Below are 19,547 nucleotides of genomic sequence, written 5' to 3'. Positions count from 1 at the left end.
AATCAGGCTGACCGCCTTCGCGGCGCCGGCCGCGGCTTCAGCCTAGTGTCCGCGGGGCTGAGCAGGCGGCCGTCCTCGGCGCGCATTTCGAGTTTCTTCACCGGGCGGCCTTTCTCGCGGTCGACCAGGATGGTTGCGATCTCTTCGGGATGGTCGTCGAACTCCTCGCTCCATTGGCGCAGCGCGACGAGGACCGGGAAGACGCCGCGGCCCTTCGGCGTCAGCACATACTCTTGATAGGCGCTGCCGTCGGAGGCGGGGGCGGTGGCGAGAATGCCGTGGTCGACCAGCGACTGTAGCCGCACCGACAAGATGTTCTTGGCCATGCCGAGCTTGCGCTGAAATTCGCCGAAGCGGCGCAGGCCGAACAGCGCCTCGCGGATGATCAGCAGCGACCACCAGTCGCCGATCGCCTCCAGCGACCGTGCGATCGGGCAGGCATCCCCCGCAAAGCTGGTTCGTTTGACCATGGTCTGTCGTCCTGTCGCGTTCGCACGATTTCGGCGCTGATCACGTGCTTGTGTGGTTGCATCATAAAACCATATGCCCTAGATGGCAACTTAGTTTCATTATGCAACCACTGGAGGCGAGCGTGAGACTGAAGAACAAGACGGCACTCATTACTGGCGGCAATAGCGGCATCGGACTTGCGACGGCAAAGCTGTTCGTGGCCGAGGGTGCGAAAGTGGTCATCACCGGGCGCAACAAGGAGACGTTGGAGGCTGCGGCGAAGGAACTCGGCCCGAACGCGCTTGCGCTCGTCGCCGATGCCACCGACGTCGCCGCGACGGAAGCCGCGATCAAGAAGGGCGCCGACAAGTTCGGCAAGTTCGACATTGTGTTCGCCAATGCCGGCATTCCCGGCGGCACGCCGCTGGGTTCGGCGACGCTCGAGGTGTTCGAGAAGGTCATCAGCACGAACCTCACCGGCGTGTTCTTCACCGTGCAGTCGGCGCTGCCTTATCTCAACGACAACGCCTCGATCATCCTCAACGGCTCGGTGATCTCCGTGCTGGGCATTCCCGGCTACTCCGCCTACGGCGCCGCCAAGGCCGGCGTGCGCGCGATGGCGCGCATCATGGCGTCGGAACTGTCGCCGCGCGGCATCCGCGTCAACGTCGTCGCGCCCGGCGCGATCCGCACGCCGATCTGGGGCGCGGCGATCGCAACGCCTGAAGCGGAAAAAGCATTCGAGAAGCGCATTGCGCTGTCGACGCCGCTGGGGCGCATTGGTGAACCAGATCACATTTCGAAGACGGTGCTGTTCCTCGCCTCCGATGATGCCGCGCACATCCAGGGCCAGGAGATCTTCGTCGACGGCGGCGCAGTGGCCTCGCCGAGCGGCGCGCCGATCTATCGTGGTTGATCAATCTCGATGAAAATTGAATCGGTCGGCGCTCGTCGCAGGCGGTTGCGCCGGCCGGTTCCTACATCAGGAGGAATGTATTTGTTGAACCTTATGTGAGGCGTTGAACCTTGGCGCACGCTGCCAAGACCTTTCTACGGGCGGGGGTCATAAGACTCATTTCAAAGGAGCCCGTGATGCCAAAGGCAGCTCGCATTTTTTCGTCGATTTCAGCACCGCGTATTTACACCGAACGTTCCAGCATCTCCACCAAGCGCTCCGACACGTCCGAATTCATCGGGGTGGCTCTGTTCTCGGGCATCGGGCTGTTCATCTCGCTTGTCGCCGTCATCCTGGGAATCCAGGGCGCCTGGTTTTAGGTCCATTCGATCTGTCAGCCGCCGCCGAAAGGCCGGCAGCGGCTGTTGTCGGCGTGAGCCTTACGCCGCGCGCAGGCTGGTGGCCGCCGCAAGCGCGCCGGCGAGCGCCTTCTCGCGATGCTCGGGGCCAACCTGGATGCCATCGGCAACGATGAATTCGGGGCTCGTGATGCCCATGAAGGCGAACACACCGCGCAAATAGGTTTCGAGATGCTCCAGCGAGGCGGCCGGGGTGCCCGGACCGTAATAGCCGCCGCGAGAGATCGCCACGATCACGCGCTTGCTGCCGGCAAGGCCCTGCGGGCCGTTGGCGTCATATTTGAAGGTCTTCCCAGCAACGAGGACGCGGTCGATCCAGGCCTTGAGCTGGCTCGGAATGGTGAAATTGTACATGGGCGCGCCGATCACGACGATGTCGGCGTCGAGGAACTCGTTCAGCACCGCCGCGCTCGCGGCAAGGTCGGGTCCGAGTTCCGCCGGCGCTGGCGCGCCTTGCGCGGCCGCGAGGTGCGAGCCGGAGAGGTGGGCGAGCGGGGTCTGAGTCAGGTCGCGATAGGCGATGTCGAGCGAAGGCGTCGCCTGCCGGAGCCGGTCGACGATGGCGGCGGAAACCTGCCTGGAGACGGAGTGGGGGCCGAGGACACTGGAGTCGATATGGAGGAGTTTCATTGGGGTCACCCATGGTATAGATTTGTAACCCGGACTACATGAGTGACTGTCGAAATCCCCGCAAGAACGCACTTTTTTGAGCCATGGGCACATCATTGAAACCTGCACACACCGATTTGCCTGCGCCGCCGCGGCCGCATCCCGACCATGCCGACTGCCGTGGCGTGGCGTCGGTCCTCTCGCGGGTCGGCGACAAATGGAGCGTGTTCGTCATCATGAACCTGAGCGACGGGCCAAAGCGCTTCAATGAACTGAAGCGCATGATCAGCAGCATCTCGCAGCGGATGCTGACATTAACCTTGCGTGGCCTCGAGCGCGACGGCCTCGTCACGCGCACGATCTTTCCGACCATTCCGCCGCGCGTCGATTACGAGCTGACCGATCTCGGCCGAGGGCTGCAGCAGCCGGTGAAGGCGCTCGGACAGTGGGCCATGGACCATCTGATGCAGATCGAGGCTGCGCGTAGGCAGTTCGATCGGCGCAACGACGGCGACTAAAGAAGCGAAACGAGACCACCCCCATGGCGCTCGAGCCGCCCCGCGAGCTCGAGCTCCAGCAGTACGGTGCGCACGATTGCAGGCGAGGCGCCGGACATCCGCACGAGATCGTCGATCGAGATCGGCGCCGGGCCGAGCAGGCCGGTGATCTGGTCGCGGTCATGGCCTTGTGGATCGCTCTCGAACGGCTCGCTGTCCGGCTCGCTCGCAGGACTCATCAGCGGCCGCTCCATGATCGGCTGAACCGCGTTGATGATGTCGGCAGCCTCGGTGACGAGGGTTGCGCCCTGCTTGATCAAATCGTTGGTGCCGGCGGCACGCGGATCGAGCGGCGAGCCGGGGACGGCGAACACCTCGCGGCCCTGTTCGGCCGCCATGCGCGCGGTGATCAGCGAGCCCGAGCGGTGCGCCGCCTCCACCACGATCACGCCGAGCGCGGCGCCCGAGATCAGCCGGTTGCGGCGGGGAAAGTCGCGGGCGCGCGGCTCGTGACCGAGTGGCATCTCCGAGATCGCTGCGCCGCTCTGGTCGAGGATCGCCGTGAGTAGGTCGCCATGCTCGGGCGGATAGATGCGGTCATGGCCGCCGGCGAGCACGGCGATCGTGCCGCTCTCGACGCTCGCGCGGTGCGCGGCCTGGTCGACGCCGCGCGCGAGCCCCGAGATGATGATGAAGCCGGCTTCGCCGAGCTCGCGCGCAAGCTGGCCGGCGAATTTCAGACCTGCACCGGACGAGTTGCGCGAGCCGACGATGGCTATCATCGGGCGCATCAAGCTTGCGTCATCGCCGCGCACGGCGAGCAGAGGCGGTGCATCGTCGATCATCGCCAGCCGCGCCGGATAGCCGTCCTCGCCGGGCGCGAGCCAGGCAATGCCGAATTTGCGGCTCGCGGCGAGCTCGGCCTTTGCCTCATCCGCGCTGCAGATGCGTCCCGACCGCTGCGCCCCGCCGCGGCGCGCCAGATCAGGCAGCCGCTCCAGCGCGGCGCGCGCACTGCCGAAATGATCGAGCAGCGAACGGAAGGTGCGCGGCCCGACATTGTCGGAGCGGATCAGCCGCAGGCGGTCAGTCCGCTCGGCTTCAGTCAGCTCCACGCTGGGATTGATGGCGTCCACGCCGGTCTCCTTGTGGGAGCAGCATGGAACAACCTGAGGGCGTTGCGCAACAGCGACGTGCGCTTGCGCGACCTTGCCCCGATGCTAAAAGCGATCCCAATAAGAAGGATTTTGCCATGATCTCACTCGCCGACCTCCAGCGCCGCATCGAAGCGGGGGAACTTTCGCCCGACGCCGCCATCGCCCAGTCGCTCGCGGCGATCGAGAGCAAGGAGAAGGACGTCCGCGCCTTCGTCCGCTACGACAAGGCCGCGAAGGCGCAAGCCGCCGGCCCGCTGCGCGGGATTGCGGTCGGGATCAAGGACATCATCGACACCGCGAATTTCCCGACCGAGATGGGCTCGGAGATCTATCGCGGCTGGCAGCCGCGCTCGGACGCGCCTGTCGTGATGATGCTGAAGCGGGCAGGCGCCACCATCATCGGCAAGACCACGACGACCGCGTTTGCCTCGCGCGATCCGACGCCGACGCTCAATCCGCACAATCTCGGCCATTCGCCGGGCGGCTCGTCCTCCGGCTCGGCGGCAGCCGTCGGCGCCGGCATGATCCCGCTGGCGCTGGGCACCCAGACCGGCGGCTCGGTGATCCGGCCCGCGGCCTATTGCGGCACGGCCGCGATCAAGCCGTCGTTCCGGATGCTGCCGACGGTCGGCGTGAAGTGCTATTCGTGGGCGCTGGACACGGTCGGCCTGTTCGGTGCGCGCGCGGAGGACCTTGCGCGCGGACTGCTCGCCATCACGGGCCGCAGCGAGTTCTCCGGCATTGTGCCGGCGAAGTCGCCGCGTATCGGCGTGGTCAGGCAGGAGTTCGCGGGCGCGGTCGAGCCGGCCGCCGAAGAGGGGCTGCAAGCCGCGATCAAGGCGGCCGAGAAGGCCGGCGCCAGCGTGCAGAACATCGACCTACCTGAAGCGGTGCAGGAGGCCTGGCGCATCCATCCGGTGATCCAGGAGTTCGAGGCGCATCGCGCGCTCGCCTGGGAATTTACCGAGCGCCACGACGAGATCGCGCCGATGCTGCGCGCCAGCCTCGATGCGTCGGTCGGGCTGACGCCAAAGGACTATGACGAGGCCAGGCGGATCAGCCGCCGCGGCCGCCGCGAGCTCGGCGAATTGTTCGAGGACGTCGATGTGCTGCTGACCTATTCGGCGCCGGGCACGCCGCCGGCCAAGGAGCTCGCGACCACGGGCGATCCCCGTTACAACCGGCTCTGGACGCTGATGGGCAATCCTTGCGTCAACGTGCCGGTGCTGAAGGCGGGTGGCCTGCCGATCGGCGTGCAGGTGATCGCGCGTTTCGGCAACGACCCGGGCGCGCTGGCCGCGGCGTGGTTCCTGGAGAACGCGCTGGTGAAATCAGGCTAGCGCAGGTTCTGCGACGGAAATGGTGCGTTGGGCTTCGGCGCCTGTCGCGTCCTGTCCGAGCCAGCGCTCGGCGGCCTCACGGCCGCTCCGGTGCAGCGTGCGGATGAAGCCGCGGCCGAGATCGGTCGATGAGCGCTGTGCGAGGCCGTCAACGGAGTCTTCGGCCGCGATCCGGGAGAGCCGCAGCGCAGGTGCGATGTGCGGCTGCGCCCATGCGATCGCGGCGATCTCGGCATTGAGCGCGGCGTTGGCGGCGATCTGGTCGAGCCGGCGGTCGATCGCGGCGAGCGTGATCGGTACGTAGCTGTCGCGGGCCGGCGTGACCTGGACCAGCAGGAGGTCTGCGGTTGCAGATTCCTGCACCAGCCGCACCAGCGGCGGGTTGCCGCCAAAACCGCCGTCCCAATAGGCCTCGCCGTCGATCTCGACGGCGCAATGAACCAGGGGCGGACAGGTCGAGGCCAGCGCGACGTCGGCCGTGATTGCCTCGTTGCGGAAGACCTGCTGCTGGCCGTCGCGGATTCGCGTCGCCGCGATCAGCAGCTTTGGGCAGGCCGCATCGCGCAAGATGGCGAAATTTATGTCGCGCGACAGCGCCTGCCGCAGCGGATCAAGGTCGAACGGGTCGAACTGGCCCGAGCGCAGCGTCGGGCCGAACGCGACCGAGCTTCCCGCCGGCGAGAAGCCACCGACCAGCATCAGCGAGCGGAACGAGGCCTCGTGCATCAGGCGGACCCAGAACCGGTTCAGCCGTGAACGGGCGCCTTCGCGTCCGCCTTCGGCAAGGCCAGTGGCGAGCAGGAGCGCATTGATGGCGCCGGCGCTGGCGCCGCTGACGGTGTCGAATGCGATGGACGGCTCCTCCAGGAGCCGCTCCAGCACGCCCCAGGTGAACGCCGCGAAGGTGCCGCCGCCTTGAAGCGCCAGCGACAGTTTTCGGGGCGGCCATTGTTCGGAGCGGACCTGATCGCGCACGACGGGTGCGGCCGCGGTCGTGACCTCGACTGCAGCGACGGCTTTCGCGACGGGAGCAGGCGGCGGTGGTGGAGGGACAGGTGCCGGCTCGGGCTCAGGGGGCGGCAAGGGCGCATCGGACCAGATATTGGTCATCGAGAGCAGCCGGCTTGCCGCGGTGCTGGAAGCACCTCGCAAACCGACCCCGTCATGCGTGCCGTCAATCTTCTCGCTCATTCTGAGCAACCGCGTAACGCCATCTTCTCTGTCAGCATGACAGGCCTGGAGCTCGTTCGCCACTCCGGCCGCGAGCAGCTTCGGAGTTGCGAACAGAATTTGGCATATAATGCGGAGGTGGTGCGGCGGTATCCGTACTTTTTCCGGATGTTGATTATAGTGTGAGCATGATCTCTACGGAAAACCGCTGCACACTTTGCGCTCACGCGGCCCTTCGGGTCCGGATCATGCTCTAGGCCTTTTCTCCGATCCGGCTTTCCTTGCCCGCTTGCAACCGCTTGATGTTCTCGCGGTGGGCGTAGAACAAGAGCAGCGTCAGCACCGCGAACAGCGAGGCGAGCGCGAGGTGGCCGAACCACCACAGGAATATCGGCGTGATGAAGGACGCCACCAGGGCCGAGAGCGAAGAATAGCGGGTGGTGAAGGCGGTCGCGAGCCAAAGCAGGCAGAACACCAGTGCGGCCGGCCAGAACAGGCCGAGCAGGATGCCGATATAGACGGCGACACCCTTGCCGCCCTTGAACTTCAGCCAGACCGGGAAGAGATGGCCGAGGAAGGCGCCGAGCCCGGCCACCATCGCGGCATTGGGCCCTGCGATGTAGCCGGCGATCACGACCGCCACGGTGCCCTTGAGCGCATCGAACAGCAAGGTGCCGGCGGCAAGGCTCTTACGTCCGGTGCGCAGCACGTTGGTGGCGCCGATACTGCCGGAGCCGATCGAGCGGATATCCTGCGTGCCGGCGAGCCTCGTCAGGATCAGCCCGAACGGAATCGAACCGAGGAGGTAGCCGATGACGAAGGCCACCGGCAGAAATGCTTCAAGCCCCATGGTTGCAAAGTTCCTGGCCGCAGCTGCGCACGTCAGACATGCTCGTACACCGTCCGTCCGCCGACAATGGTGCGCACCACGCGGCCTGTAAAGCGGGCCTCGTCGAACGGGGTGTTCTTGCAGGGCGATTTGAGATCGCCGGGATCGACGATCCAGGGCGTATCCGGATCGATCACGATGAGGTCGGCCGGGGCGCCCGTGCGCAGGGTTCCGCCTGGGAGGCCAAGCAGCTCGGCGGGCCGGGTCGACATCGCCCGGATCAGCGTCGCCAGTTCCATCTCGCCATTGTGCACGAGCCGAAGACCTGCGGGCAGCATGGTCTCCAGGCCGACGGCGCCGGGTGCGGCTTCCGCGAACGGCAGGCGCTTGACCTCGACGTCCTGCGGATTGTGGTCGGACATGATGACGTCGACGAGGCCTGAGGCCATCGCCTCCACCAGCGCGCGGCGGTCGTCCTCGGTGCGCAGCGGCGGTGACAGCTTCAGGAAGGAGCGGTAGGGGCCGATGTCGTTCTCGTTCAGCGCAAGGTGGTTGATCGACACCGAGGCGCTGACGGCGAGGCCGGCGTCGCGGGCGCGCTTCAGGATCTCGAGCGAGTCGATGCAGGTCAGCGATGCCGCGTGGTAGCGGCCGCCGGTGAGCGCGACGAGGCGCATGTCGCGCTCCAGCATCACCGCTTCGGCTGCCTTTGGGATGCCCATCAGGCCGAGCCGCGAGGCGAACTCGCCTTCGTTCATGACCCCTTCGCCCACGAGGTTGGGGTCCTCGGTGTGGTGCACGATCAGCGCGTCGAAGTCGCGGGCGTAGGTCAGCGCGCGGCGCATCACCTGCGAATTGGTCACGCTCCTGTCGCCGTCGCTGAAGGCGACCGCGCCGGCAGCCTTGAGCAGGCCGAACTCGGTCATCTCCTCGCCGCGCATGCCCTTGGTCAGCGCCGCCATCGGCTGGATGTTGACGATCGCGGTGTCGCGGGCGCGGCGCATCACGAAGTCGACGGTCGCCGAATTGTCGATCACCGGAGAGGTGTCGGGCTGGCAGATGATGGTGGTGATGCCGCCGGTCGCGGCCGCCTGGCTGGCGGAGGCAAAGGTCTCGCGGTGGCTGAAGCCGGGCTCGCCGACAAAGGCGCGCATGTCGATCAGGCCGGGCGCAACGATCTTGCCGGAGCAGTTGACGATGTCGGTACCCTCGGGGACGCCGGCCGCGCCAATGCCGCGGCGGGTCTCGCGGATGATGCCGTCGGCGATGAGGACGTCGCCGACGCCGTCGAAGTCGCGGCTGGGGTCGACGACGCGGGCGTTGGCGAGCAGGACGGGGCGGCGGTCGGTCAGCATCGGCATCACGCGTTCGGCAAGTTGCGGGCGAGCGCTTCCAGCACCGCCATGCGCACGGCGACGCCCATCTCGACCTGTTCGCGGATCAGGGACTGCGCGCCATCGGCAACCGCAGTGTCGATCTCGACGCCGCGGTTCATGGGACCTGGATGCATCACGAGCGCGTCCGGTTTGGCGTAGGCGAGCTTCTTCTGGTCGAGCCCGAAGTAATGGAAATATTCGGAGGACGACGGCACGAAGGAGCCGTTCATGCGCTCGCGCTGGAGCCGCAGCATCATCACGATGTCGGCGCCGTTGAGGCCCTCGCGCATGTCGCGCGCGACCTCGACGCCCATCCGCTCGATGCCGGGCGGCAAGAGCGTTGAGGGGCCGACGACGCGGACGCGGGCGCCCATGGCGTTGAGCAGGATGATGTTGGAGCGGGCGACGCGCGAATGCAGCACGTCGCCGCAGATGGCGATCACGAGCCCCTCGATCCGGCCCTTGTTGCGGCGGATGGTGAGCGCGTCGAGCAGCGCCTGGGTCGGATGCTCATGCGCGCCGTCGCCGGCATTGATCACGGAACCGTCGACCTTGCGCGCCAGCAGTTCCACCGCGCCAGAGGCGTGATGGCGCACCACCAGGATATCAGGGTGCATGGCGTTCAGCGTCATCGCGGTGTCGACCAGCGTCTCGCCCTTCTTGATGGACGAGGAGGACACCGACATGTTCATGACGTCCGCGCCGAGCCGCTTGCCCGCGAGCTCGAACGAGGACTGGGTCCGGGTGGAGGCCTCGAAGAAGAGGTTTACTTGCGTCCGTCCACGCAGGACGGTGCGCTTCTTGTCAACCTGGCGGTTGAGCTCGACATATTCTTCGGACAGGTCGAGCAGGCCGGTGATGTCGGCCGCGGAAAGGCCCTCGATGCCCAGCAAATGCCGGTGGCCGAGGACGAAGGTCGATTTCGATGTCATTAAAAGCAGAGCTATAGGCGGGGATGGCGGGGTGGGCAAGGGCCAATCGGCGGGACGGGAGTTATCCCCTGATCTGTCGGTCGCGAAGTCATTCCAGGATGGCGCGCAAGCGCCAGACCCGGAATCTCGAGATTCCGGGTTCGGCTCGTCGAGCCGCCCCGGAATGACAGGGGAGAGCGAATGCGCTTGATCAGAACGTCTTTGATTTCATTTGTCGCGATCGCCTCAATCTCACCCACCCACGCCCAATCGCTCCCCGGCGGCTTCGTCTATCTCCGCGACGTCGATCCCCGCATCATCCAGGATATCCGCTACGCCACCGCCAATAATTTCGTCGGCCGTCCGCTCGCCGGCTACGGCGCCGGCGAATGCGTGGTGAAGCGCGAGGTCGGGCTGCGGCTGAAGGCGGTTCAAGCGGAGCTGGCGGCGCAAAACCTGTCGCTGAAGATGTTCGACTGCTACCGGCCGGCGCGGGCCTCGCTCGACATGGTGAAGTGGTCGCAGAACGGCAACGAGACCGCCGCCGAGCGGCGCTACAATCCGAAGATCCCGAAGACCGAGCTGTTCCGGCTCGGCTACATCGCGAGCCGCTCGCAGCATTCCACCGGTGCGGCGCTCGACCTCACCTTGGTCGATCTCAAGGCCGACAATTCCGCAAGAATCGATCCGTCCAAGACCTATGCGGATTGCACGGCGCCGGTCGCGGCGCGGCTGCCGGAAGGCAGCGTCGACATGGGCACCGGCTATGACTGCACCGACGCGAAAGGCCATACCGCGGCACCGTCGATCACGGCCGAGCAGCGCGCCTGGCGCAAGCGGCTGGTGGCTGCGATGGCGAGGCAAGGCTTTGTGAACTATTCGAAGGAGTGGTGGCATTTTTCCCTGCCGGGGGCGGGCGGGGCGGCCTATGATTTCCCGATCCAGCCGCGGCGGAACTGATTCCGCGCCGAGGACGCAAGATGACCCAGCCCAGCTTTGCGACCCACGAGGTCTTCAACCAGTCGCCGCCGTTCGAGGACGTCGATCTGTTCGCCGTCGACCGGCCGCTGGTGGAAGCCGTGAAGGCCAATGGCGGCGCTGTGGCGGAGCGGGAGCTGTCCGAGTTCGGCAAGCATTGGGGCTCGGCGGCGATGGCCGATCGCGGGCGCGCGGCGAACGAGAACACGCCGAAGCTGCGGACCTTCGACGCCAAAGGCAACAGGCGCGACCAGGTCGAGTTTCATCCTGTTTATCACGAGCTGATGGCGCACAGTGCGCACGCCGGCGTGCACAATTCGACGTGGACGGCCGACGGCAAGCCGGCGGGCGATGCTGCCGAGGTCATCCGTGCGGCAAAATTCTATATGGCCGCGCAGGTCGAGACCGGCCATCTCTGCCCGATCACGATGACGCGCGCCTCGGTCGGCGCGCTGGCGATGCAGCCCGATCTGCTCGCGCGTGTGATGCCGGTGCTGTCGACCAAGAGCTACGATCCGCGCTTCGTGCCGTGGTCGGAGAAGCGCGGCATGACCCTCGGCATGGGTATGACCGAGAAGCAGGGCGGCACCGACGTGCGCGCCAACATGACGCGCGCGGAGCGCGACGGAGACGCCTATCGCATCACCGGCCACAAATGGTTCATGTCGGCGCCGATGTGCGATGCGTTCCTGGTGCTGGCGCAGGCAGATGCCGGGCTCACCTGTTTCTTCATGCCGCGCTTTGCGCCGGATGGATCAGTCAACGCGATCCAGTTCCAGCGGCTGAAGGACAAGCTCGGCAACCGCTCCAATGCGTCTTCCGAGGTCGAGTTCGTCGGCGCTTATGCGGAACGGGTCGGCGAGGAGGGCAAGGGCATTCGCACCATCATCCAGATGGTGCAGCTGACGCGGCAGGATTGCGCGATTGCCTCGGTCGGCCTGATGCGCTCGGGGCTCGCACATGCGCTGCATCACGCCCGTCACCGCAGCGTGTTCCAGAAGCATCTGGCCGACCAGCCGCTGATGCAGGCCGTGCTCTCGGACATGGCGCTGCATGTCGAGGCGAGCACGGCGCTGGTGATGCGGCTCTGCCGCGCTTTCGACCGCACGCCGCACGATGCGGCGGAGGCGGCTTACATGCGGCTGCTGACGCCCGCGATCAAATATTGGACGTGCAAGAGCGCGCCAAGCTTCCTCTATGAAGCCATGGAGTGCCTCGGCGGCAACGGCTATGTCGAGGACGGCATTTTGGCGCGGCATTACCGGGAGTCGCCGGTCAACGCGATCTGGGAAGGTTCCGGCAACGTGATGTGCCTCGACGTGCTCCGCGCGCTCTCGCGCGAGCCGGAGGCGGCAATGGCGGTGATGCAATCGCTCGCGGCCGAGACGAAGGGGCTGCCCGGGGCAGGCGAGGCGGCCACCTTCGTCGGCAAGACGTTCCTCCGCGCCGATGGCGAACGCGTAGCGCGGCTGGCGGTCGAGAAGCTCGCGCTGCTTGCGGCTGCGGCCGCGCTTAACGGCGTCTCGTCGCGCCACGCCGAACTCTTCGCCGCCACGCGTCTCGCGGCCAATCACGCCAGCATGTACGGCGCGGTCGAGTTGGACAGCGGCGACATCCGCGCGCTGCTCGCGAGGGCGCTGCCGTGAGTGGGCGCGGTCTCTCCACAACGTCATGGCTGGGCCTGACCCGGGCATGACGATCTCTTGATAGTTTGCGTTACCCAACGAAAGCCCTCTGATGGACTCCCTCAATCCCGACCATCCGCCGCTGATCGAGACGCCCGCGCCGCCGCGCGTCTGGAAGTTCTGGGGCACGGCGCTGTGGGGCCTGCTCATCTTCGTCGCGATGTTCGTCGGGCAGATCGGCGCTATCGTTTTGCTGGTGGTGCTGCGTGGCCTGCCGATGGACCTCGCCTCGCTCCAGTCGATCGGTCACGAGCCCCAGGCGCTGGCGCTCTCGGTGATCATGGGGCTGCCGGCGACGCTGGCGGCGGTGTGGCTTGCCATCCGCATCAAGAAGGCGTCGTTCACCGACTACCTCGCGCTCTATTGGCCGTCCTGGAGGCAGTTGCTGTTCGGCGCGGTCGGTCTCGTCCTGATCGTGCTGGCCTGGGAGGTCGTGTCGCGATCGCTCGGCCGCGAGGCGACGCCGGGCTTCATGACCGATCTGTTGAAATCGGGCCGCGACAAGGGCGCGGCACTCATGCTGCTGATCGCCTTCAGCGTGGCGGCGCCGATGTCGGAGGAAGTGCTGGCGCGCGGCTTTCTGTTCCGCGGCTGGTCGGCGAGCTTCCTGCGCGTACCAGGCGCGATCGTCCTGTCGTCGCTGGTGTGGACGATCGTCCATCTGCAATACGACATGTACTTCCTCGCCGAGGTCTTCAGCATCGGCCTGTGGTTCGGCTACATGCGCTATCGCGCGAACTCGCTCTGGCTCACGATCATCCTGCATGCGCTGAACAATCTGACCGCGGTGGTGCTGACGATGTGGCTGGGGAGCTAGGCAACCAGCGCGATCGTGACCGGCATCGTGATTGCGGCCAGGATCGTCTGTAGTGTGATGATCTGCGCCAGCAGCGGCGCATCGCCGCCCATCTGGCGGGCCAACACATAGGCGCTGGGCGATGTCGGCACCGCCGCGCAGATCGCGACGATCGCAAGGCTGTTGCCTGTCAACCCGAACCAGGCGGCGAGCACCAGCGCGAGCACGGGCATCAGCACCAGCTTGAACGCCACGCCGATACTCGCGCCCATGCTCGGGCGGAGCAGGCCGCTGAGCTGCAATCCCGCGCCGGTCACAAGCAGGCCGATGGCGAGCGAGGAGCGGCCGAGCGCATCGGCCACCTCGTGCCAGATTTTCGGCAGCGGCAAATGGATGACGTTGATGACGAGGCCGATGACGCAGGCCCAGATCAGGGGATTGCGGATCACCGTCATGACGATCGCACGCGCGGACTGCTTTTCCGGCGCGGCATAATGCGCGAGCACGGCGACGCTGAAGACGTTGACCAGGGGGATGATCGCGACCATCGCCACGGAAGCCAGCGCCAGCCCGACATCGCCGAACATATTGGCGGAGACGGACAGCGCGACATAGGTCTGCCAGCGCGTTGCGCCCTGGAAGATCGAGGTGAAGGCCGGGCCGTCGATGTCGAGCCGCGACAGGGCCGGGCGGAGCGCCAGGCACAGCAGCGACATCGCGAGCGCCGACAGCAAGAGCGCGCCGCCGACGCCGGCGACCGGCACTTTCGACAGGTCCGCCTTCACCAGCGTCTGGATCAGCAGCATCGGAAACAGCACGAAATAGGTCAGCCGCTCCAGCCCGTGCCATTGCGTGTCGAGCCGCATCAGCGTGCGTTTCAGCACGACGCCCAACACGATGAGGATGAAGACCGGCAGCAGCGCCGCGATCACGACGGCCATGGGGTCAGCCGGCTCCGTTGCGCAAGTTCGCGAGGCGGTCGAGCGCGCCTTGCAGGATGAAGATCGCGGCGTGCTCGTCGATCACCTCGGCGCGCTTGGCGCGGCTGACATCCATGCCGATCAACTCGCGCTCGACCGCGGCGGTCGACAGCCGCTCGTCCCAGAGGCCGATGGGAAGGGCGGTCAGGCCGGCGAGGTTGCGGGCGAAGGCGCGGGTCGATTGCGCGCGCGGACCCTCGCTGCCGTCCATGTTGATGGGCAGGCCGAGCACGAAGCCGGCCGCCTTGCGCTCGGCGGCGATCGCGAGCAGCCGGGCGGCGTCCTGCTTGAACTGCTTGCGCTGGATGGTCTCGACGCCGGTGGCGAGCCGCTGGTCCGGGTCGGACACGGCCACGCCGATGGTTTTGGTGCCCAGATCAAGTCCGACCAGCGCGCCGCGTTCGGGCCAGTGGGTTGCAGCATCGACGAGAGGCAGGATAAGAGCCGGCATGGATTTAGCGCATATCACGCGCAACGCTTCCGAGTGAACCCTCGACGATGGACGCACTGACACTATTCGGCCTGTTTGCCGTGACGGCGATGCTGGTCTGCTATGCCCTGGAGGACCGCAGCCACTGGTACGTGCTGCTGTTCGCCGGCTCCTGCGCGCTCGGCTCGGCCTACGGCTTTCTCCAGGGCGCCTGGCCGTTCGGCCTGGTCGAGGCGATCTGGGCCGTCGTCGCGCTGCGTCGATGGCATCTGAGGCCGCGCTGACGGAGGGATCGGGCGAGGAGCCTGCCTGATGGCAGGCGGATTCCTCGCCCGGGTCTTGGATCAGCGGATCGCGATCGAGATCAGCGGATCGCGATCGGGTTGATCATCGCCTGCACGCCGCCGGTCCAGCGCGGCTGGCCCAGCACGAACAGGAACTCATAGCCCTTGTCCCGCGCAAGCGCCGCGGTGTCCATGTTCTCGAGGATGTAGGTCCCGTTCATCGCGAGCAGGATCTGGTGCACCTCGAACACGTTCTTGGACTCGAACGGCAGCACCTCGAGCGCCCAGGTGTCGGCGCCGATGGCGACGACGCCCTTGCCGGTGAGATACTTCGCGCCTTCGACGCCGAGGCCGGGCTCGCCCGCCGAGTAGCGCTTGTCGTCCTTGCCGATCAGGCTGAGCCAGCCGGTGTGGAAGATGACGACGTCGCCCTGGCGGATCTCGACGTTCTGCTGCTTGGCAGCTTCCTCGATCTCCTTGACGTTGAAGGCGGTACCTTCCTTCACCACGTCGGTCTTGAAGTAGGCGGCCATGTCGAGCAGCACGCCGCGGGTGACCATCGGCGGCACCTTCTCGATGCCGAGCTTCTTCAGCCCGTTCGGGTCGGCGAAATCGGCGAGCTTGTTGCCGTTGTAATAGACGTGCTCGACGCCGAGATGGCCGAGACCGTCGAGCTGGCTGCCGATGCCGACCCACGTGTCGAGGATGTCGTCATTGTAGGTGGCCTTGTTGGGACCGAGACCCGGGCTGCCGGCCTGTCCCGGCTGCACGATGGTGAGCTTGAAGGTGCGCGGCGGATAGGCCGGCGTCTGCGGCGTGACGGGGATGCCGAGGGCGTAGGTCTTGCCGGTCTTCACCAGCGAGGCTGCCTTTACCACCAGGTCGGGCGTCATGTAGTTGGCGGCGCCGATCTCGTCGTTGGGCCCCCATTTCGATTTGGTCCAGTCCTGAGCGCTTGCAGTCCCTGATATCGCCGACAACGCGGCGACGCAGCACAACACGAGCGTATTGCGCATCGATAGTCCTCCCAGTGTTTCTTGCCGATGTTTTGGCTTCGATTATGGTTTCGCGCTGGCCAGTCGCTCATCCTAACGTAGAATGATCGCGGGCTTCAAAGCTTTTCGATGTGCTGCGATGCGGCGGCTGAACGCAGCGCGGATTGATTCAAGCGCGATGGATTTGTGACGAATTTCGTCGCGTGGAACGTTCGCGCCGCGTCAGGCCGCGATGACGTCGTCGTCCTTCTTCAGGCAGGCGATGAAGCCTTGGAGCGCGCTGTATTGATGCCCAGCGCGGCGCTGGACGAAGAGCGTCTCGACCCGCGCATGCGCGGCGCTGAGCGCGTGGATCGACACGCTGCCGTTCATCGCGCTGCGTTCGACGACCGCCCGCGGCAACAGCGTCACGCCCATGTCGGCGGCGACACAGCCGATCATTCCGTCGAGCGTGCCGAGTTCGAAGCGTGCGGCCGACGGCCAGCCGAACTCGACGAACACCTGCTCTAGCCGCTGACGATAGGTGCAGCCGGTGCGGAACACCAGCGCGGTGGGACCCGACTCCGGCGTGCCGGCGCGCAGCTCGGCAAGCGAGGCCCAGCGCCGCGCGCTGACCAGCACCAGCTCTTCGCGGAACGCGCTGGTCGTCGTGAGGTCGGCATGCGCGATGGGACCTGCGACGAAGGCGCCGTCGAGCGCGCCTTCGAGCACGCCGGCGACGAGGTCGGCCGTGGTCGCGGTGCGCAAGGAGAGCCGCACGGCTGGAAAGCGGCGGTGGAAATCAGCCAGCAGCGGCGGCAAGCGCACCGCTGCCGTCGTCTCCATCGAGCCGATCGCCAGCGGCCCTTTCGGCTCGCCGTCGTCGCGGGCGGCGAGCAGCGCTTCGCGCGACAGCGCCGCCATCCGTTGTGCATAGGGCAGGAGGCGCTTGCCGGCGCCGGTCAGCGTCATGCCGCGGCTGTGGCGCTCGAACAGCGCCGTGCCGATCTCCGCCTCCAGGGCCTTCACGCGCTGGGTGACGTTGGACTGCACGGTGTTCAGCTCTTCCGCGGCGCGGGTGATGCCTCCGGCGCGAGCGACCGCGGCGAAGGTCTGGATGTCGCTGAGTTCCATGGCGTCGTTTCGCTTTCGAGATGGCTACGTTCGCAACAATTCATTTTTCGAGAATGCTAGTCGGCCCTAGTCTTGCTGTCCAGATCGGAGGAAGCGCCGTGCCAATGACGACCTCGCTGACCACGCTGCTGGAGATCAGGCATCCCATCCTGCTGGCGCCGATGGACATCGTCGCCGGCAGCCGTCTGGTGACGGCCGTGAGCCGCGCCGGCGGCTTCGGCATTCTCGGCGGCGGCTATGGCGAGCGGGCGTGGCTGGAGCAGGAGACGGCGAAGCTCGCGCGACTGTCGGCACCGTTCGGCATCGGCTTCATCACCTGGAGCCTCGCGAAACGGCCGGAGCTTCTCGATGTCGCGCTTGCCGCAAAGCCATCCGCGATCATGTTATCGTTTGGCGATCCCGCGCCGTTCGCGCGCAGGATCAAGTCATCAGGCGCGCGTCTGATCTGCCAGGTGCAGGACGAAGCGATGGCGCGGCAGGCGCTCGATGCCGGCGCCGACATCGTGATCGCGCAGGGGACGGAGGCGGGCGGTCATGGTGCCTCCCGCACCACCGTCGATCTCGTGCCCGCAATCGTCGATCTCGCCGCGGGCCGCGTGCCCGTGGTGGCGGCCGGCGGCATCGCCGATGGACGCGGGCTCGCTGCGATGATGATGCTGGGCGCGAGCGGCGTGCTGCTCGGTACGCGGTTCTATGCGAGCCAGGAGGCCGATGGTGCCGAGGAAGCCAAGCGGCGCATCTGCGCGGCGAACAGCGGCTCGACCGTACGCGGCATCATCTTCGATCTCTCCCGCAACAATGTCTGGCCGGCGCCGTTCACGGGACGGTGTCTGGTCAACGATCACGCCAGGCGCTGGATCGGTCGCGAGGTCGAGCTGATGCAGAATGTCGCCGTAGTCGCGGCGGAGTATGCCGCGGCGAAAGCCTCCGGGAATTTTGATGTCGCCGCCGTCATCGCGGGCGAAGCGGTCGGACTGATCCATGATATTTCACCGGCGGCCGAGATCGTCGAGCGGATTGCGGTGGAGGCGGAGCAGCTGCTCGCTGGGCGGCGCAATTCGATAGTCGCGGCACAGAATTCTTCCCCCTCCCGGGGAGGGTAAGGACCAACGAGAGAGAACAACCATGTGGCCTGACCGTCGACTGATCGACCTCTTCAAGACCGAATTCCCGATCGTGCTGGCGCCGATGGCCGGCGTGATGGATGCGGAGCTGGTGATCGCCGTGGCACAAGGCGGCGGGCTGGGGTCGCTGCCGAGTGCGCTGCTGTCGCCGGAAAAGGCGCGCGAGCAGGTCCACATCATCCGCCAGCGGGTGAAGGCGCCGCTGAACATGAACTTCTTCTGCCACACGCCGGTCGATCTCACGCCCGAGGCCGAAGCGCGCTGGAAGCAGCGGCTCATGGCTTATTACACCGAGCACGGGCTCGATCCGGCGGCGCCGGTCGCCGCTGCGAACCGCGCGCCGTTCGACGCCGCCTTCTGCGAGGTCGTCGAGGAGCTGAAGCCGGAGGTCGTCAGCTTCCATTTCGGCCTGCCGGAGTCCGCGCTGCTCAAGCGCGTCAAGGCGGCTGGTTGCCTCATCATCTCCTCCGCGACGACGGTGAAGGAAGCGGTCTGGCTGGAACAGCGCGGCGTCGATGCCGTGATCGCGCAAGGCGCCGAGGCGGGCGGCCATCGCGGCATGTTCCTGACCGACAAGATCGCCGAGCAGCCCGGCACATTTGCGCTGGTGCCGCAGGTCGCCGATGCCGTGAAGGTGCCTGTCATCGCGGCCGGCGGCATCGCCGACGGGCGCGGCATTGCCGCAGCCTTCGCACTCGGGGCATCCGGCGTGCAGATCGGCAGCGCCTATCTGCGCTGTCCGGAATCCAAGGTCAGCGCAGGCGGGCGCAAGGCGCTCGCTGAAGCGCGGGACGATTCCACCGTCATCACCAATGTCATGACCGGGCGCCCGGCGCGCGGTGTGCAGAACCGCCTGATGCGCGAAGCCGGTCCGATCTCGCCGGATGCGCCGCCGTTCCCCCATGCCGCGACGGCGCTCGGGCCGCTCAAGACGGCTGCCGAAAAGCAGGGCAGGGTGGATTTCACCAATCTCTGGGCCGGCCAGGCCGTCGCCCTCGGCCGCGAGGTCCCTGCGGCCGAATTGACCCGGGATCTCGCCAAATCGGCCTTGGCCCGCCTAAAAGCGGTGGCTGGATAGGGCGCCAGGGCCGGTTGCGGCGCAAAAGCGGCCTCTGCTATACGGCACATAGGTTTTGCCTTGAGAGGCCTTATATAATGTCCGTCGACGCCGCTACCGTCCGCCGCATCGCGCATCTGGCGCGCATTGCGGTTTCCGAGGGCGAGGTTCCGCATCTTCAGGGCGAGCTCAATGCCATGCTCGCCTTTGTCGAGCAGCTCTCGGAGGTCAATGTCGAGGGCGTGGAGCCGATGACCTCGGTCACCCCGATGCAGATGAAGAAGCGGCAGGACGTGGTCAATGACGGCGAGATCGCCGACGATATCGTTGCCAACGCGCCCGCGACCGAGGGGCATTTCTTCCTGGTGCCGAAGGTCGTCGAGTAGCATAGCGTTTTCGAGCGAAGTGGAGCCCGGTTCGCGTGAAGAAAACGCGTCAAATAAAGAGTCTCA

At 66.4% G+C, this 19,547-nt stretch carries 22 protein-coding genes; 11 read left to right on the top strand and 11 right to left on the bottom strand.

Going from position 1 to position 19,547, the window contains the following annotated elements; all coding sequences use genetic code 11:
• Window positions 1-2 precede the first annotated feature (2 nt).
• Window positions 3-470, bottom strand: coding sequence for a winged helix-turn-helix transcriptional regulator (locus WN72_RS27795; protein WP_092218855.1), 468 nt, complete (start codon window positions 468-470; stop codon window positions 3-5).
• Window positions 471-592: 122 nt separating this feature from the next.
• On the opposite strand from WN72_RS27795, the gene WN72_RS27790 reads away from it, so the two are divergent.
• Both WN72_RS27790 and WN72_RS27785 read left to right on the top strand, forming a co-directional pair.
• Window positions 593-1,366, top strand: coding sequence for a glucose 1-dehydrogenase (locus tag WN72_RS27790; protein WP_027559638.1), 774 nt, complete (start codon window positions 593-595; stop codon window positions 1,364-1,366).
• Window positions 1,367-1,542: 176 nt separating this feature from the next.
• Window positions 1,543-1,725, top strand: coding sequence for a hypothetical protein (locus tag WN72_RS27785; RefSeq protein WP_027559637.1), 183 nt, complete (start codon window positions 1,543-1,545; stop codon window positions 1,723-1,725).
• 60 nt (window positions 1,726-1,785) lie between these two features.
• Here the strand turns inward: WN72_RS27785 and WN72_RS27780 are convergent, their stop codons facing one another.
• Window positions 1,786-2,394, bottom strand: coding sequence for an FMN-dependent NADH-azoreductase (locus tag WN72_RS27780; RefSeq protein ID WP_027559636.1), 609 nt, complete (start codon window positions 2,392-2,394; stop codon window positions 1,786-1,788).
• 83 nt (window positions 2,395-2,477) lie between these two features.
• On the opposite strand from WN72_RS27780, the gene WN72_RS27775 reads away from it, so the two are divergent.
• On the top strand, window positions 2,478-2,891 hold the full coding sequence (locus WN72_RS27775) for a winged helix-turn-helix transcriptional regulator (protein WP_092218851.1): 414 nt from the start codon (window positions 2,478-2,480) through the stop codon (window positions 2,889-2,891).
• Here WN72_RS27775 and dprA read toward each other — a convergent pair.
• Complete coding sequence (gene dprA, locus WN72_RS27770) at window positions 2,888-4,006, bottom strand: DNA-processing protein DprA (protein WP_092218848.1); 1,119 nt, start codon at window positions 4,004-4,006, stop codon at window positions 2,888-2,890. The genes WN72_RS27775 and dprA overlap by 4 nt on opposite strands.
• Before the next feature lie 116 nt (window positions 4,007-4,122).
• Between dprA and WN72_RS27765 the strand changes: the two genes are divergently transcribed.
• Window positions 4,123-5,367 (top strand): amidase, encoded by a 1,245-nt coding sequence (locus tag WN72_RS27765; RefSeq protein ID WP_092218846.1) that lies wholly within the window; start codon window positions 4,123-4,125, stop codon window positions 5,365-5,367.
• Here WN72_RS27765 and WN72_RS27760 read toward each other — a convergent pair.
• The 4 genes from WN72_RS27760 to WN72_RS27745 all read right to left on the bottom strand — a co-directional run bounded on the left by WN72_RS27760 (window position 5,359) and on the right by WN72_RS27745 (window position 9,674).
• Window positions 5,359-6,558 (bottom strand): patatin-like phospholipase family protein, encoded by a 1,200-nt coding sequence (locus WN72_RS27760; protein WP_167381083.1) that lies wholly within the window; start codon window positions 6,556-6,558, stop codon window positions 5,359-5,361. The two genes, WN72_RS27765 and WN72_RS27760, sit on opposite strands and share 9 nt — an antisense overlap.
• A 232-nt stretch (window positions 6,559-6,790) precedes the next feature.
• A complete protein-coding gene (gene plsY / locus WN72_RS27755) occupies window positions 6,791-7,387 on the bottom strand; it encodes a glycerol-3-phosphate 1-O-acyltransferase PlsY (RefSeq protein WP_027559631.1) in 597 nt (198 codons plus the stop codon).
• A 32-nt stretch (window positions 7,388-7,419) separates the two neighbouring features.
• The gene (locus WN72_RS27750; RefSeq protein WP_092218889.1) at window positions 7,420-8,721 is read right to left on the bottom strand and encodes a dihydroorotase; all 1,302 of its coding nucleotides are present in this window, start codon (window positions 8,719-8,721) and stop codon (window positions 7,420-7,422) included.
• Window positions 8,722-8,726: 5 nt separating this feature from the next.
• Entirely contained in the window at window positions 8,727-9,674 is a 948-nt protein-coding gene (locus WN72_RS27745) for an aspartate carbamoyltransferase catalytic subunit (RefSeq protein WP_027559629.1), read from the bottom strand.
• A 180-nt stretch (window positions 9,675-9,854) separates the two neighbouring features.
• On the opposite strand from WN72_RS27745, the gene WN72_RS27740 reads away from it, so the two are divergent.
• The 3 genes from WN72_RS27740 to WN72_RS27730 all read left to right on the top strand — a co-directional run bounded on the left by WN72_RS27740 (window position 9,855) and on the right by WN72_RS27730 (window position 13,133).
• The gene (locus tag WN72_RS27740) at window positions 9,855-10,613 is read left to right on the top strand and encodes a M15 family metallopeptidase (protein ID WP_092218842.1); all 759 of its coding nucleotides are present in this window, start codon (window positions 9,855-9,857) and stop codon (window positions 10,611-10,613) included.
• A gap of 20 nt (window positions 10,614-10,633) precedes the next feature.
• Window positions 10,634-12,277 carry an acyl-CoA dehydrogenase family protein gene (locus WN72_RS27735; protein ID WP_092218839.1) on the top strand — a complete coding sequence of 548 codons (1,644 nt, stop codon included), beginning with the start codon at window positions 10,634-10,636 and terminating at the stop codon, window positions 12,275-12,277.
• A 91-nt stretch (window positions 12,278-12,368) separates the two neighbouring features.
• Window positions 12,369-13,133 (top strand): CPBP family intramembrane glutamic endopeptidase, encoded by a 765-nt coding sequence (locus tag WN72_RS27730; RefSeq protein ID WP_092218836.1) that lies wholly within the window; start codon window positions 12,369-12,371, stop codon window positions 13,131-13,133.
• Here WN72_RS27730 and WN72_RS27725 read toward each other — a convergent pair.
• Both WN72_RS27725 and ruvX read right to left on the bottom strand, forming a co-directional pair.
• Window positions 13,130-14,053 (bottom strand): AEC family transporter, encoded by a 924-nt coding sequence (locus tag WN72_RS27725; protein WP_027559625.1) that lies wholly within the window; start codon window positions 14,051-14,053, stop codon window positions 13,130-13,132. The two genes, WN72_RS27730 and WN72_RS27725, sit on opposite strands and share 4 nt — an antisense overlap.
• A gap of 4 nt (window positions 14,054-14,057) precedes the next feature.
• Window positions 14,058-14,543 (bottom strand): Holliday junction resolvase RuvX, encoded by a 486-nt coding sequence (gene ruvX / locus WN72_RS27720; protein ID WP_167381082.1) that lies wholly within the window; start codon window positions 14,541-14,543, stop codon window positions 14,058-14,060.
• Between the two features lie 47 nt (window positions 14,544-14,590).
• Here ruvX and WN72_RS27715 point away from each other — a divergent pair, with 47 nt between their 5' ends.
• Window positions 14,591-14,806, top strand: a complete 216-nt coding sequence (locus WN72_RS27715; protein ID WP_092218835.1) for a hypothetical protein — start codon at window positions 14,591-14,593, stop codon at window positions 14,804-14,806.
• An 80-nt stretch (window positions 14,807-14,886) separates the two neighbouring features.
• Here the strand turns inward: WN72_RS27715 and WN72_RS27710 are convergent, their stop codons facing one another.
• Together WN72_RS27710 and WN72_RS27705 are read right to left on the bottom strand one after the other, a co-directional pair.
• The gene (locus WN72_RS27710) at window positions 14,887-15,822 is read right to left on the bottom strand and encodes a cyclase family protein (protein ID WP_027559622.1); all 936 of its coding nucleotides are present in this window, start codon (window positions 15,820-15,822) and stop codon (window positions 14,887-14,889) included.
• Window positions 15,823-16,023: 201 nt separating this feature from the next.
• The gene (locus WN72_RS27705; RefSeq protein WP_027559621.1) at window positions 16,024-16,914 is read right to left on the bottom strand and encodes a LysR family transcriptional regulator; all 891 of its coding nucleotides are present in this window, start codon (window positions 16,912-16,914) and stop codon (window positions 16,024-16,026) included.
• Window positions 16,915-17,012: 98 nt separating this feature from the next.
• Between WN72_RS27705 and WN72_RS27700 the strand changes: the two genes are divergently transcribed.
• The 3 genes from WN72_RS27700 (at window position 17,013) to gatC (ending at window position 19,481) form a co-directional block, all read left to right on the top strand.
• Window positions 17,013-18,017, top strand: a complete 1,005-nt coding sequence (locus WN72_RS27700; RefSeq protein ID WP_244553932.1) for an NAD(P)H-dependent flavin oxidoreductase — start codon at window positions 17,013-17,015, stop codon at window positions 18,015-18,017.
• A gap of 22 nt (window positions 18,018-18,039) precedes the next feature.
• A complete protein-coding gene (locus WN72_RS27695) occupies window positions 18,040-19,116 on the top strand; it encodes an NAD(P)H-dependent flavin oxidoreductase (RefSeq protein ID WP_092218831.1) in 1,077 nt (358 codons plus the stop codon).
• A 77-nt stretch (window positions 19,117-19,193) separates the two neighbouring features.
• Entirely contained in the window at window positions 19,194-19,481 is a 288-nt protein-coding gene (gene gatC, locus WN72_RS27690; RefSeq protein WP_007611211.1) for an Asp-tRNA(Asn)/Glu-tRNA(Gln) amidotransferase subunit GatC, read from the top strand.
• Window positions 19,482-19,547: the final 66 nt, after the last annotated feature.

This window comes from Bradyrhizobium arachidis (genome assembly GCF_015291705.1).
In the GTDB taxonomy this organism is placed as follows: domain Bacteria; phylum Pseudomonadota; class Alphaproteobacteria; order Rhizobiales; family Xanthobacteraceae; genus Bradyrhizobium; species Bradyrhizobium arachidis.
The sequence above is the reverse complement of the archived record's forward strand: the minus strand, read 5'-3'. Positions and strand labels throughout refer to the sequence as shown.